We start from the raw sequence: 13672 nt of genomic DNA on the forward strand, positions 1-13672 counted from the left end.
TCTACACTGTCGTTTGCGGCGAGGGTGGCGTCGCCGTATTCAATTGGAAACCAACGCTGCGATAGGCTTTGTAGCGATCGCGCGCCAGTTGTTTTAGGGATTCTTCATAAGGAACGAAGTCTATCACTTCATGGAAACCAGTAGCAAAATCTGCGAACTGTGGCAGAAGGCTGATCAGCAGATCGCGCGGTGAACTACCGCGACGCTGTGGCCAGGCCAGCTCAACCGGAGCGCCGTAGCGCGGGCCTTCTCCCGCCAGGTTGTGCGGCACAAAGGCGTTTGCCGGAAGTTGCCAGAGCGCTTCATCCAGCCGATTGGCTTGTTCTTCGTTTTCACAGGCAATCAGGATGCGTTTGCCGTCACGCCAGCGTGTTTCGGCAAGAGAGCACACCAACGCTTCGATGGCGGTTAGGCCATCACCGGCGCTCTCAGACTCCATCACATAGAAAGTGGCGTTTTTCATGGGATCCTTTGGATGAGAGGGGGGGGCTGGGTGCTTGCTGTCCCCCACCTCGGTCCTCCCCCACAAGTGGGGGAGGAAGATGCTGCCCTATGTTAGTTGTGAATTCGCATGTAGCAGCGTCTCCTTACCCACTTGTGGGGGAAGGCCGGGATGGGGGACAGCCATCACCAGATCAATCGTCGCCGTTCAACCCTGCGCGATTCAGCAGGAACTGCGACAGCAGCGGTACCGGACGGCCGGTTGCGCCTTTGGCTTTACCGGAACGCCATGCGGTACCGGCGATATCCAGGTGCGCCCAGTTAAACTTACGCGCAAAGCGCGCGAGGAAGCAGGCGGCGGTAATCGCACCGCCAGGACGGCCGCCAATATTCGCCATATCAGCAAAGTTGGATTCCAGCTGCTCCTGATACTCATCCGCCATCGGCAGACGCCAGGCGCGGTCGCCGGACTGCTCAGATGCGCTGATCAGCTCGTGCGCCAGCGGATTGTGGTTCGACATCAAACCGCTGACATGGTGACCCAGCGCAATCACGCAGGCGCCGGTCAGTGTGGCCACGTCAATCACCACTTCTGGCTCGAAGCGTTCAACGTAGGTCAGCGCATCGCACAGCACCAGACGGCCTTCGGCATCGGTATTCAGCACTTCAACGGTTTGACCTGACATAGTGGTCAGCACGTCGCCCGGACGCATCGATTTGCCATCAGGCATGTTTTCACAGCCCACCAGCACGCCCACCACGTTCAGCGGTAAATTCAGTTCCGCCACCATGCGCATCACGCCGTAAACGGACGCCGCACCGCACATGTCGTACTTCATCTCATCCATGGAATCGGCCGGTTTGATCGAGATACCGCCGGAATCAAAGGTTAAGCCTTTGCCGACCAGCACGATGGGGCGCGCTTCCGGATCGTGATTGCCTTTGTACTCAATCACCGACATCAGCGATTCATTGTGCGAACCTGCGCCGACCGCCAGATAGGCGTTCATCCCCAACTCTTTCATCTGCTGTTCGCCGATGACGCGGGTGGTGACATTTTTGCTGTACGCATCCGCCAGCTGACGCGCCTGCGACGCCAGATACGCGGCGTTACAAATATTTGGCGGCATATTGCTGAGATCTTTGGCGGCTTTCACACCGGCAGCTACGGCCAAACCGTGCTGGATGGCACGCTCGCCGCTGGTAAGTTCACGGCGGGTCGGCACGTTGAACACCAGCTTACGCAGCGGACGGCGCGGCTCGACTTTGTTGCTTTTCAGCTGATCAAAGTTGTAGAGCGCTTCTTTAGAGGTTTCGACCGCCTGGCGCACTTTCCAGTAAGTATTGCGACCTTTGACGTGCAGTTCAGTCAGGAAGCACACCGCTTCCATTGAGCCGGTGTCGTTCAAAGTATTGATTGTCTTCTGAATGACCTGCTTATACTGGCGCTCATCAAGCTCGCGCTCTTTACCGCAGCCGATCAGCAGGATGCGTTCGGAGAGGATATTCGGCACATGGTGCAGCAGCAGCGTTTGGCCCACTTTTCCTTCCAGTTCACCGCGGCGCAGCAGGGCGCTGATGTAGCCATCGCTGATTTTATCCAGCTGCTCAGCAATGGGTGACAAACGGCGCGGTTCGAAAACGCCAACAACAATGCAGGCGCTACGCTGTTTTTCCGGGCTACCGCTTTTTACACTGAACTCCATGCACTCTCCTGAATCTTAAAGACAACGGCCTTGGCTGTCGTTAGAATGTAGCGCGCTCGTAACTCATTAATTCGTTGCGACGCCATGACAATTCAACGCCGGTAGTCATAATGAGTGATGGTGACAAGTATGTTGTTTTTTCACCACACTAACGCGTTCGTCATACTATTTTAGCTACGATGACGGCCATTGATGAAGAAAAATGGCTGATAAGCGTTGAAACTAGCGATTTTCCTGCAAAAAGACAAGTTATCACAGGCGTACTAAGCGTGATCATCATTAGATATCTGGTTCGGGAAACGCTCAAAAGCCAGCTGGCTATCCTCTTCATCCTGCTGCTGATCTTCTTTTGTCAGAAGTTAGTGCGGATTTTGGGAGCTGCGGTGGATGGCGAAATCCCAACAAACTTAGTTCTGACATTGTTAGGACTCGGCGTGCCTGAAATGGCACAACTTATCCTGCCCCTAAGCCTGTTTCTGGCGATTTTAATGACCCTTGGGCGGCTGTACACCGAAAGTGAGATCACGGTGATGCATGCCTGCGGCCTGGGCAAAAGTGTGCTGATTAAAGCCGCGATGATCCTGATGCTGTTCACCTCGCTTGTGGCGGCAGTCAACGTCATTTGGTTAGGGCCATGGTCATCACGTTATCAGCAGGAAGTGACGCAAAACGCCAAATCAAACCCAGGCGCGGCGGCGCTGGCGGCTGGGCAGTTCCAGACCTCTAGCGACGGCAATGCGGTGCTGTTTGTTGAAGATGTGAAGGGCAATACCTTCGGCAACGTGTTCCTGGCGCAGCTGCGTCCGAAAGGTAACGCGCGTCCCTCGGTGGTGCTGGCTGATAGCGGCCACATGGAGCAACACAAAGATGGCTCGCAGGTGGTGACGCTGGATAAAGGCACGCGTTTTGAAGGCACCGCCTTGCTGCGTGACTTCCGCATCACGGACTTCGTCAACTATCAGGCGGTGATAGGCTACAAAGAAGCCACGCTCGATCCGAACGATGCCGATCAGGCGGATATTAGCACGCTGCTCAAGACCAAAACCCCGCAGTTCCAGGCGGAGTTGCACTGGCGTTTGACGCTGATCTTTGCCGTCCTGGTTATGGCGTTGATGGTGGTGCCGCTTAGCGTGGTGAACCCGCGTCAGGGCCGCGTGCTGTCGATGCTGCCTGCCATGCTGCTGTATCTGATCTTCTTCTTACTGCAAAGTTCTCTGCGTTCCAACGCCGCGAAAGGCCGCTTCGATCCGGCCATCTGGATGTGGGTGGTGAACTTCTCCTATCTGGCGCTGGCGGTGCTGCTGAACATGTGGGATACCGTGCCGATGCGTCGCATCCGCGCGCGCTTTAGCCGTGGAGGATCGGTCTGATGTTTAAGGTTCTTGACCGCTATATCGGCAAAACCATCTTTAACACCATCATGCTGACGCTGTTCATGCTGGTGTCGCTGTCGGGCATTATTAAGTTCGTCGATCAGCTGCGGAAAACCGGGCAGGGCGCTTATACCGCGCTGGACGCCGGTTATTACACGCTGCTCAGCGTACCGAAAGATATCGAAATCTTCTTCCCGATGGCGGCGCTACTGGGCGCACTGCTCGGTTTGGGCACGCTGGCGCAGCGTAGTGAACTGGTGGTGATGCAGGCATCGGGCTTTACCCGCATGCAGGTGGCGCTGGCAGTAATGAAAACCGCGATTCCGCTGGTGCTGTTGACCATGGCGGTGGGCGAATTCGTTGCACCGCAGGGTGAACAGATGGCGCGTAACTATCGTGCGCAGCAGCTGTACGGCGGCTCGCTGGTTTCAACGCAAAACGGCCTGTGGGCGAAAGACGGCAACGACTTCATCTACATCGAGCGCATCAAAGGTGATAACGAGATTGATGGCGTCAGCATCTACAAGTTCAGCGATCAGCGCCGTTTACTCAGCGTACGCTATGCGGCGAGTGCCGCCTGGGATGCGGATAAAAAGGTCTGGGCGCTGTCGCAGGTCGATGAATCGGATCTGCAAGATGCCAAACAAATTACCGGCTCGCAAAGCCTGAGCGGCGAATGGAAAACCAACCTGACGCCTGACAAGCTCGGCGTAGTGGCGCTGGACCCGGACGCGCTCTCGATCACCGGCCTGTATAACTACAGCAAATACCTCAAGCAGAGCGGCCAGGTTGCCGGGCGCTACCAGCTGAATATGTGGAGCAAAATCTTCCAGCCGCTCTCTGTGGCGGTGATGATGCTGATGGCGCTGTCGTTTATCTTTGGTCCGCTGCGAAGCGTATCGATGGGCGTGCGCGTGGTGACGGGGATTAGCTTTGGCTTCCTGTTCTACGTGTTGGACCAGATTTTTGGCCCGCTAAGCCTGGTATACGGTTTACCGCCGATTCTGGGTGCGATTCTGCCGAGCGGTGCATTCTTCGCCATCAGCTTGTTCCTGCTGATGAAACGCCGCTAAGCCTTGTAAGGTCGCCATTCATGGCGACCTTTTTACTGAATACGCTCGATCCAACCCGGCACCTGCGACAACACATACAAAATCAGCCCAATCGTCCCGCCAACCAGCGTGCCGTTAATGCGGATAAACTGCAGGTCGCGGCCAATATTCAGCTCAATTTGCTGCGACATATCGCGCGCATCCCAGCTTTTCACCGTATCGCTAATGTGGCGCGTCAGGAAGGCAGCAAACTCCGGCGCCACGCTGCGTGCGGCATCTTCCAGATGCTGATTCATCGAGGCGCGCAGCGCTTCGTCAGCCGCCAGCGTCTCGCCCAGCCACAGCGCGGCCAGTCTGACGCGCTCCTGCACCCGTGAATCCTCACTATTTAGATCGTCTTTCAGCCAGCCCCGTAAATCCTGCCACAGCTCGCCAATGTAGCGATTGAACGACTCATCTTCCTTCAGCCAGCTCTTGATGTTTTCAGCACGTTCCGCCATTTCAGGATCGCTTTTCAGCCGCTCAATCAGCCGCTGCACCGCGCGGTCGAAGCCCAGGCGCAACTCATGCCCCTGATCGAGCGCGACCTGATCGAGTATCGAATCCACCGCATTCGCAACCAAATCGGCGCTGTGTTCGCCCAGCCATTCGGTTGGCAGCATTTTGGCTTTGATCGGATGTTCGCGCTTGAGCCAGCGCACAATCTGCGCGGCGATAAACTCGCGCGTACCGGGCTTGTGCAGCAAGCGCAGCAGCTGTTGTACCGCCGCATCCAGCAGCTCCTGATGGCGATTATTTTTCGTCAGGCTATCCAGCAGCAGCGCGCTGGATTGGGTGAGATCGACCTTATCCAGCGCGCGATGCACCGCACGGCGCAGAAAGCGCTGAATGCGTTGATCATCGGTGAGATCGAGAAAACCGCGCATCACCTGTAACAGATGGCGACCAATGCGATCGGCGTTGCCCGGCGTGTTGAGCCACTGCGCCAGCATCTGCGACGGATCGTGGCGGCGAATCAGCGCCAGCAGCGAATCGGTATCGAGGAATTTCTCCTGCACGAAGCGACCCAGATTCTCGCCAATGCGATCTTTATTGCGCGGAATAATTGCTGTATGACGCGAGATAAACGGCACCGGCACGCGCCGGAACAGCGCCACCACGGCGAACCAGTCGGCTAATGCGCCGACCATCGCCGCTTCTGCGATTGCCTTCAGCCCAAGCACCCAAAAGTTGGCTGGCAGAAACAGCGTCACAATAAAGGTGGCTGCCGCAATCAGCAGCAGTGACAGCGCCAGACGTTTGCTGCGCTTAAGTTGTTGGAATTTATCCATAGTTCCTTAAATACCCTAAACAATTCGAGTTGCAGGAAGACATACAGCTAACGCACCTGCGGCTTGAAGTATGCCGGGTATTAGCGACGGCGGCCGCCAAGAAGGCTTCCTAATACACCTCGAATGATCTGATTGGTGACCTGGCGCGCGGCACTCTTCGCCACGCTCTGCACCACGCCGTCGCGCTTGCCGCCGCGTGGGCCAGTGGTGCCGAACAGAATGTCCTTCAGGCCGCCGAGAATACCGTCATCAACGGCAACCTTGTTGCCTTTGGCTTCCGGCGCATTGGCTTGCTGCGTGGTGGCCTGCACGCCTTTTTGCAGCATTTCGAACGCCGACTCGCGATCGACTTCGCTATCGTATTTACCGTACAGCGGCGAATTGTTGATCCGGCCATTGCGTTCATCCTGCGTAACCGGCCCCATGCGCGAGCCGGGCGCAATCACCATCGCCCGCTGCACCATCGATGGACTGCCTTTTTCATCGAGAAAGGAGATCAGCGCTTCGCCGGTGCCGAGCGCCTGAATCGCCTCGACGGTATCAAACGCCGGATTGGCGCGCATGGTTTCGGCGGCACTTTTTACCGCTTTCTGATCTTTCGGGGTAAAGGCGCGCAGCGCATGCTGCACGCGGTTGCCGAGCTGGCCCAGCACGTTATCGGGAATATCGGCGGGATTCTGCGTAACGAAATAGACGCCAACGCCTTTCGAACGGATCAGGCGAATCACCTGCTCAACTTTCTCCAGCAGCACCGGCGGCGCGTCGGTAAACAGCAGATGCGCTTCGTCGAAGAAAAACACCATTTTCGGCTTATCGAGATCGCCGGCTTCGGGCAAGTGCTCATACAGCTCGGCCATCAGCCACAGCAGGCTGGTGGCGTAGAGTTTTGGCATTTGATAAAGCTTTTCTGCCGAGAGGATGTTGATAAAGCCTTTGCCGTTGCTATCGCAGCGCATCCAGTCGCGGATATCCAGCATCGGCTCGCCAAAGAAGTGCTCGGCACCTTGCTGCTCCAGCGCCAGTAATCCGCGCTGAATCGCCCCAACGGACGCGCTGTTGATGTTGCCGTATTGCGTCTGGAAGGCTTTGGCGTTGTCGCCGATGTATTGCGTCATGGCGCGCAGATCTTTGAAATCCAGCAGCAACAAGCCCTGATCGTCGGCGATGCGGAAGATGATTTGCAGCACGCCCGATTGCACGTCGTTAAGGTTGAGCAGCCGCGCCAGCAGCAGCGGGCCGAGATCGGATACCGTGGCGCGCACCGGATGGCCTTGCTGACCAAAAATATCCCACACCATCACCGGATTTTTCTGCGCCTGCCAGTCGCTGACGCCAATCTTCGCCAGACGCGCCAGCAGCTTCTCGGATCCTTCGCCTGCGGCGGAAATGCCGGTGAGATCGCCTTTCACATCGGCCATAAACACCGGCACGCCGATATCGGAGAAGGATTCCGCCAGCTTTTGCAGCGTAACGGTTTTGCCGGTGCCGGTAGCGCCGGTGATCAAACCGTGGCGGTTCGCCATGTTGGAGAGAAGATGCAGTTGAACGTCAGGCGCTTGGGCAATCAGTAACGGAGTGGTCATGATTTTTTCGCTCTCAGGCAATAGGTTATGCCAGAAGGATAGCAAGCGGCGCGCGAGGAGGGAGGAGGATTGTGCCGAAAAAGGCGTAATTATGTGCCTGCTGTCCCCCATCCCGGCCTTCCCCCGTAAACGGGGGAAGGAGATGCTGCCACATGCAGCCTCAGCACTGACATATGGCAGCATCTTCCTCCCCCATTTATGGGGGAGGACCGAGGAGGGGGAAAGCGAGCACAATTTTGGTGGGAGGACCGAGGAGGGGGAAAGCGAGCACAATCCAAAACTATTTCTGCACCGTATCAAAAAACAGCAAACTCACACCAATCCCCTGCTGCACATGATTCACGTTATTCCGCACCGCAACCTGCTGCGCGCCCTGCAGCGTCACCACGAACGGTGAGTTCTGCTGCACGGTTTTCTGCAAATCGGTATAGAGCGCACGGCGCTTAACCGCATCGCTTTCACCGGCCGCTGCGCGGGTTTTCGCACTCAGATCCGGAATATCCCAGCCGACGCGCCACGCCAGGGTTTTGGAACCGCCCGGCACGTTATAGGCAAAGGCGCTGGCGTTGGTGTTTGGATCGACATAGTCTGCGCCCCAGTAAATGAAGATCGACTGGAAATCGCGACTGCGCATTTTGCTCCACAGCTCCGATTCCGCCACCGGCTGCAACTCAATCTGCACATCCGCTTGGGCGAAGCTGGCCTGAAGCGCCTGCGCCACGTCAATGTAGGGCGGCTGATTGATCACCGTCAGCGCAAACTTCGTCCCCGGCTTGATGCCGCCTTTGGCTAAAATCTCTTTGGCTTTCGCCACATCGTAGTGGAACGGCTGATCGTCCAGCGCGCCGTCAAAACCCTGCGGCAGGAAGCTCTGATGAATGCGGTACTGACCTTTAGCAAATCCTTCGAGAGGGTGTTGTAGTCCACCAACCAGCGCGCGGCTTGCCACAGCGCCGGATTGCCCAAGGCCGGTTGCGCTTTATCTTTGGTATTGAAACCGAGGTAGTAAACCAGGCTGGAAGGGAAGGCTTCAATGCGCAGATTCTTGTCGCTCTTCAGCGCATCAATCTGATCCGGGCCAAGCTGATACGCCACATCAACATCGCCTTGCTGAATCAGCAGACGACGCGCACTGGCATCCGCCACGCCTTTAAGCAGAATGCGTTTCAGCTTCGGCTGCGGATTCGCTTGTTGGTTGGCGCTCAGCACCAGCGCCTGCTGCGGCACATATTGCTGAAGGATAAATGCGCCGCTGCCGGCGGAATGGGTATGCAGCCAGCCGTTGCCGAGATCGTTATTAGCGACGTGTTGCTGCACGGTTTTGCTATCCACCACCGAGGCCACCGGAGCGGTCAGCAGGCGCAGCGCCAGGTTCTGACCAATCTGCGCTGGCCACTGAATCTCCAGCTGATGGTCATTCAGCACTTTGAACTGGCTGGCGATGTTTTCATTGGTCCAGCCAAATTCGGCGAGGATGAAAGAGGGCGCTTTGTTCAGCTGCACCGCGCGCGTCAGTGAGAAGATCACATCCTGCGCCGTCACCGGATTGCCGCTGGAGAAGTGTGCGTTGGGTTTGATGTTGAACACTAAGCTGTGCGGCGTGCTGCCCTGTTGCCAGTGGGTGGCCAACAGCGGTGCCAGCTTCTGCGGATCATGACGATCCGCCTCCACTAATGTTTGGTAGATGTTGCGCTGCACGCTGTTACTGACGGTTTCGAAGCTTTCAGCGGGATCGAAGCTAATAATGCCGTCGAGCGGGACGGCGACGACAAGGGTATCTTTCGGTGTGGCGGCGTGCAGTGCAAAACTGCTGCCCCATAAAGCGACGAGCAAAATCAGTGAGCGCATTATTATTGTCCTGAGTGATAGATAAATTCACTCTATCTCTGCCGTCGCTTTGACAAAATGCCGGTTTGTTCTGAGCTGTGCCGGAATATAACAATTGATTACCTGGGGGAATTATTGCGTTTATTTTGTGCGCGACTTGTCATTTCCACGAAATAGATCGTTCATCTGCTGGTCAATAAAGTAAATAAGATGTTATAAATGAGAATAGTTCTCTGGTATGGAAGTATGATTTTTTTTCATTGATTCATTTCTGCGATTATTTCTTTGCGCGATAATTTCTGGTCAAATGCCCACTGATTAGTGCCTCTTTCCCATCAAATGTACGGTTAAACCCTGTTTTTTCGCCTCGAAAGCCTTTTACCAAGCCTTAACCTAAATTCAACATGATGACTGAATTTCATCAAAACACATCCATAATTGAATTTTTACATTCTGAAATACCTATATCCCTAAGATTGCCAGGTTATTTACCGATTTATAAAGCTATTAACAAAAATAATTATCTTTCTTAGCAAGTGAGAGTCGTCGCGCCATGCTTCTAAATAAACCGACCACCAGACGTAAGTTTTTACTTGGGTCGCTTTTGGCTTTGCCATTAAGTGACCTGGTATTTAAGGGATTGACTGCGGCGCAAGCTGCGGAAATGGCAGCACCCGAGCTCGCCGACTATAAACCGATCTTTTTCAGTGCCGATGAGTGGCAATTTATTCTGGCCGCAACCGATCGCCTGATTCCAGCCGGCGGCAAAGGTAAAGCGCCAGGTGCACTGGAAACCAACGTGCCGATCTTTATCGATCAGCAGCTGCACAGCCCGGAGTTCGGGGCAGAGATCTACATGCAGGGTCCGTTCAACGTGCATGCGCCTGCCACCATGGGTTATCAAATCCCGTTCACGCCACAGCAGATGTACCAAACCGGTATCAAGCTGGTGAATCAGTGGACGCAAAGCAACTTCCAGAAACCGTTCCATGAGCTGTCACTGGAAGAGAAAGATGCGGTGCTGACCAAAGTGAACAAAAACGACGGCATTGACTTCGCCGCCCTGGGCGAAGAGAACCTGAAGGCCTCGCAGTTCTTCGGCCAGCTGCTCTCAGATACCAAACATGGCTACCTCGCTGACCCAATGTACGGCGGCAACAAAGGCATGAAAGCCTGGATTGCCATTGGCTTCCCGGGCGCGCGCGCCAGCTTTACCGAATGGGTGAAGCAGCACAACGTGCCGTACCCGCTGGGACCGGTCAGCCTCCTGGGTGAAAGCGCGTAAGCACACCCCCGTTTTTGGTATGTGAGACAGGATTAACATGGCACAGATTACAAAGAAAGAAGTCGACGTCGTCGTTTGCGGCCTCGGCTGGGCCGGCTCGTTGATGAGTATTGAACTGGCGATGGCGGGACTCGAAGTGCGCGCATTGGAGCGTGGCGGCGAGCGTGATTACCCGGATTTCGCTTATCCGAAACCGGCTGATGAATACGCCTACAACGTGCGTAACAAAGTGTTCGCTACGCCAAAAGAAGTGGCGGTCACGGTGCGTTACAACAGCAGCCAGACGGCGTTGCCGACCCGTAAATGGGGCGCGTTTGCGCCGGGAACCGGCGTGGGCGGCGCGGGCATGCACTGGACGGCGGTGCTGATTCGTCCAACCCCAACCGACCTGAAGTTGAAAACCTACGTCGATGAGGCCTACAAGCCGGGCATCCTGCAGGAAGATATGCGCGTGATGGACTTCCCGTTCACCTGGGAAGAGATCGAGCCGTATTACTACAAGTTTGAGCTGATCTGCGGTCAATCCGGCACCACCGGCAACCTGCGCGGCCAGATTCTGCCGGGCGGCGATCCGTTTGAAGGTCCGCGTTCTGAACCTTATCCGTTGCCTGCGCTGGAAGACACGCTGAACAACGTGATGTTCAAAGAGGCGGCCACCAAACTCGGCTACCATCCGTTCCCGAACCCATCTGCGTGCGTATCACGCGCGTGGAAAAACCCTTACGGCAACCAGATCGCGCCGTGTAACTACTGCGGCTACTGCTCGAAATATCCGTGCCTCAACTATTCAAAAGCCTCACCACAAACGGCGGTAATGGATGCGTTGAAACGTATGCCGAACTTCTCTTACGAAGTGCATGCGGAAGTGGTGAAAGTGGTACTGCATGACGACCAGAAAACTGCCAAGGGCGTGATTTACTACGATGTGGACGGCAACGAAGTGTTCCAGCCGGCGAAGATCGTGGTGCTCTCCAGCTTCCAGCTCTACAACGTACGCCTGATGCTGCTCTCCGGTATCGGCAAGCCGTATAACCCAATCACCGAAGAGGGTGTGGTGGGGCGTAACTACGCGTTCCTGTCGAACGGCGGCGCAACCCTGTTCTTCAAAGACAAAAACTTCAACTCTTACGCCACCGCCGGCGCCACCGGCCAGATGTTCAACGACATCTCGCCAGGCAACTTCGACGGTCCGGGCCTTGGCTTCCTTGGCGGCGCCAAGATCCACAGCTCGCAAGCCACCGGCACGCCAATGGCTGCTGCGCTGCCGAAAGGCACGCCATCGTGGGGCATGGGTTACAAAGAAGGTCTGGAGGAGTGGTACAACCATTCCATGAAGATCAGCATCACCACTACCTGCCAGTCGTATCGCGATATCTATCTGGATCTGGATCCGAATTACACCGACCATCGCGGTCAGCCGTTGCTGCGCATGACGTTCAACTGGAAAGAGAACGAACTGAAGCTGCAACAGCACCTGAAAGGCATCGTCGGCAACATCGCCAAAGAGCTGAACCCAGACAGCATGAGCATGAGCTTCCTGCCAATGGGCGCGGACTTTGACCTCACCAAATACGTTTCGACCCACAACGTGGGCGGCGCGGTGATGGGCGATAACCCGAAAACTTCTGCACTGAACAAGTACCTGCAGAGCTGGGATGTTCATAACGTGTTTGTACCGGGCGGCAACGCCTTCCCGCAAAACTTCCAGGCGAACCCGACCGATACCATCGGCGCGATCACCTTGATGGCGGCACAAGCCATTAAAGAACATTATCTGAAAAATCCCGGTCCACTGGTACAGGCATAAGCGCATGAAATTAAAATCATTGTTAATCGCCAACGCCGTGCTGCTGGGCAGCTTTGCACTGCAGGCACACGCGGAAGATGAAGCTCAATTGATCAAGCAGGGTGAATACCTGTCGCGTCTCGGCGACTGTATGGCGTGCCATACCGTTTCCGGCAAAGGGGATTACGCTGGTGGTTTGGCGATTGAGTCGAATCTCGGCACCATTTACTCCACCAACATCACGCCGGACAAAGAGCACGGCATCGGCAACTACAGCGAGCAGCAGTTCTCCGACGCGGTGCGCAAAGGCGTATTGCCGGATGGGTCGCGTCTCTATCCGGCGATGCCGTACCCGGATTACGCCAAAATCTCCGACGCCGATATGCACGCGCTTTACGTCTATTTCATGAAAGGCGTGAAGCCGAGCAGCGAGCAGCCGCCGGAAACCGATCTGAGCTTCCCGTTCAGCCAGCGCTGGGGCATGCGCTTCTGGAACTGGGCGTTCACCTCTGACAAGCCATTCCAGCCGATTGGCGGCGCGTCAGAAGAGGTTAATCGCGGTGCTTACATCGTGGAAAGCCTGGGTCACTGCGGCAGCTGCCATACGCCACGCGGCCTCGGCATGAACGAGAAAGCGCTGGATAGCGGCGACGATCAGTTCCTTGCCGGTGGCAGCCTGAACAGCTGGGATGTACCGTCACTGCGCGGTCTGCCGCGCTGGAGCGAGCAGGAGATCGTTGATTACCTGCAAACTGGTCGTAACGATAAAGCGGCGGTGGGCGGTGAGATGAAGTCAGTGATTGAGCACTCGAGCTCGCACATGACCGATGCCGACTTGAAAGCGATTGCCTCCTATCTGAAGTTCCTTGGCGGCAACCCGGCGCTGCAGGCGTATGACGTGAAGAAACAGCAGGCGACGGAAGCGAAACTGACCGCTGCGAAAGGCTTGTCGGAAGGTGAGCGTCTGTATATCGACAACTGCGGCGCCTGCCACTTTGTCACCGGTAAAGGTGCGCCGGGGATCTTCCCGGAGCTGGATCAGGCGACCATCGTCAATGCCAAGGATCCAACTGGTTTGATCCACACCATTCTGGCCGGTGCGCAGCAGCCATCCACTGAGAAAGCGCCATCAACGCTGGCTATGCCTGGTTTTGCTAAGCGTCTGGATGATGATCAAGTGGCTAAACTGGCGACCTTCATTCGTCAGGGCTGGAGCAACAATGCGCCAGCGGTGACGAAAGATCAGGTAGCAGAAGTGCGTAAAACGTTGAAAGGTGAGTAAATCGCT

At 55.9% G+C, this 13672-nt stretch carries 9 protein-coding genes and 1 pseudogene; 5 read left to right on the forward strand and 5 right to left on the reverse strand.

Annotated features, from left to right (window positions below):
• Window position 1 precedes the first annotated feature (1 nt).
• Together ACFQW4_RS14920 and pepA are read right to left on the reverse strand one after the other, a co-directional pair.
• Window positions 2-463 carry a DNA polymerase III subunit chi gene (locus ACFQW4_RS14920; protein WP_110868052.1) on the reverse strand — a complete coding sequence of 154 codons (462 nt, stop codon included), beginning with the start codon at window positions 461-463 and terminating at the stop codon, window positions 2-4.
• A gap of 172 nt (window positions 464-635) precedes the next feature.
• The gene (gene pepA / locus ACFQW4_RS14925) at window positions 636-2147 is read right to left on the reverse strand and encodes a leucyl aminopeptidase (protein ID WP_101762227.1); all 1512 of its coding nucleotides are present in this window, start codon (window positions 2145-2147) and stop codon (window positions 636-638) included.
• Between the two features lie 269 nt (window positions 2148-2416).
• On the opposite strand from pepA, the gene lptF reads away from it, so the two are divergent.
• Together lptF and lptG are read left to right on the forward strand one after the other, a co-directional pair.
• Window positions 2417-3517 carry an LPS export ABC transporter permease LptF gene (gene lptF / locus ACFQW4_RS14930; RefSeq protein WP_110868051.1) on the forward strand — a complete coding sequence of 367 codons (1101 nt, stop codon included), beginning with the start codon at window positions 2417-2419 and terminating at the stop codon, window positions 3515-3517.
• On the forward strand, window positions 3517-4593 hold the full coding sequence (gene lptG, locus ACFQW4_RS14935) for an LPS export ABC transporter permease LptG (protein WP_101762225.1): 1077 nt from the start codon (window positions 3517-3519) through the stop codon (window positions 4591-4593). The genes lptF and lptG overlap by 1 nt, the downstream gene beginning before the upstream one ends.
• Window positions 4594-4625: 32 nt before the next feature.
• Here lptG and ACFQW4_RS14940 read toward each other — a convergent pair whose 3' ends face one another.
• The 3 genes and pseudogenes from ACFQW4_RS14940 to ACFQW4_RS14950 form a co-directional block, all read right to left on the reverse strand.
• On the reverse strand, window positions 4626-5903 hold the full coding sequence (locus tag ACFQW4_RS14940) for a DUF445 domain-containing protein (protein ID WP_210080925.1): 1278 nt from the start codon (window positions 5901-5903) through the stop codon (window positions 4626-4628).
• 80 nt (window positions 5904-5983) lie between these two features.
• The gene (locus ACFQW4_RS14945) at window positions 5984-7486 is read right to left on the reverse strand and encodes a helicase HerA-like C-terminal domain-containing protein (protein ID WP_377725993.1); all 1503 of its coding nucleotides are present in this window, start codon (window positions 7484-7486) and stop codon (window positions 5984-5986) included.
• 280 nt (window positions 7487-7766) lie between these two features.
• Window positions 7767-9334: pseudogene (locus ACFQW4_RS14950) on the reverse strand (ABC transporter substrate-binding protein).
• A gap of 532 nt (window positions 9335-9866) precedes the next feature.
• Here ACFQW4_RS14950 and ACFQW4_RS14955 point away from each other — a divergent pair.
• Genes ACFQW4_RS14955 through ACFQW4_RS14965 form a run of 3 tightly spaced genes read left to right on the forward strand, consistent with a single transcriptional unit; the run spans window position 9867 to window position 13666 of the window.
• Window positions 9867-10598, forward strand: coding sequence for a gluconate 2-dehydrogenase subunit 3 family protein (locus ACFQW4_RS14955; protein WP_110868049.1), 732 nt, complete (start codon window positions 9867-9869; stop codon window positions 10596-10598).
• 37 nt (window positions 10599-10635) lie between these two features.
• Window positions 10636-12405, forward strand: coding sequence for a GMC family oxidoreductase (locus ACFQW4_RS14960; protein ID WP_192235833.1), 1770 nt, complete (start codon window positions 10636-10638; stop codon window positions 12403-12405).
• Between the two features lie 4 nt (window positions 12406-12409).
• Window positions 12410-13666, forward strand: coding sequence for a c-type cytochrome (locus tag ACFQW4_RS14965; protein WP_377725995.1), 1257 nt, complete (start codon window positions 12410-12412; stop codon window positions 13664-13666).
• Window positions 13667-13672: the final 6 nt, after the last annotated feature.

This window comes from Pantoea sp. GCM10028869 (assembly GCF_042666835.1).
Taxonomy (GTDB): domain Bacteria; phylum Pseudomonadota; class Gammaproteobacteria; order Enterobacterales; family Enterobacteriaceae; genus Pantoea; species Pantoea leporis.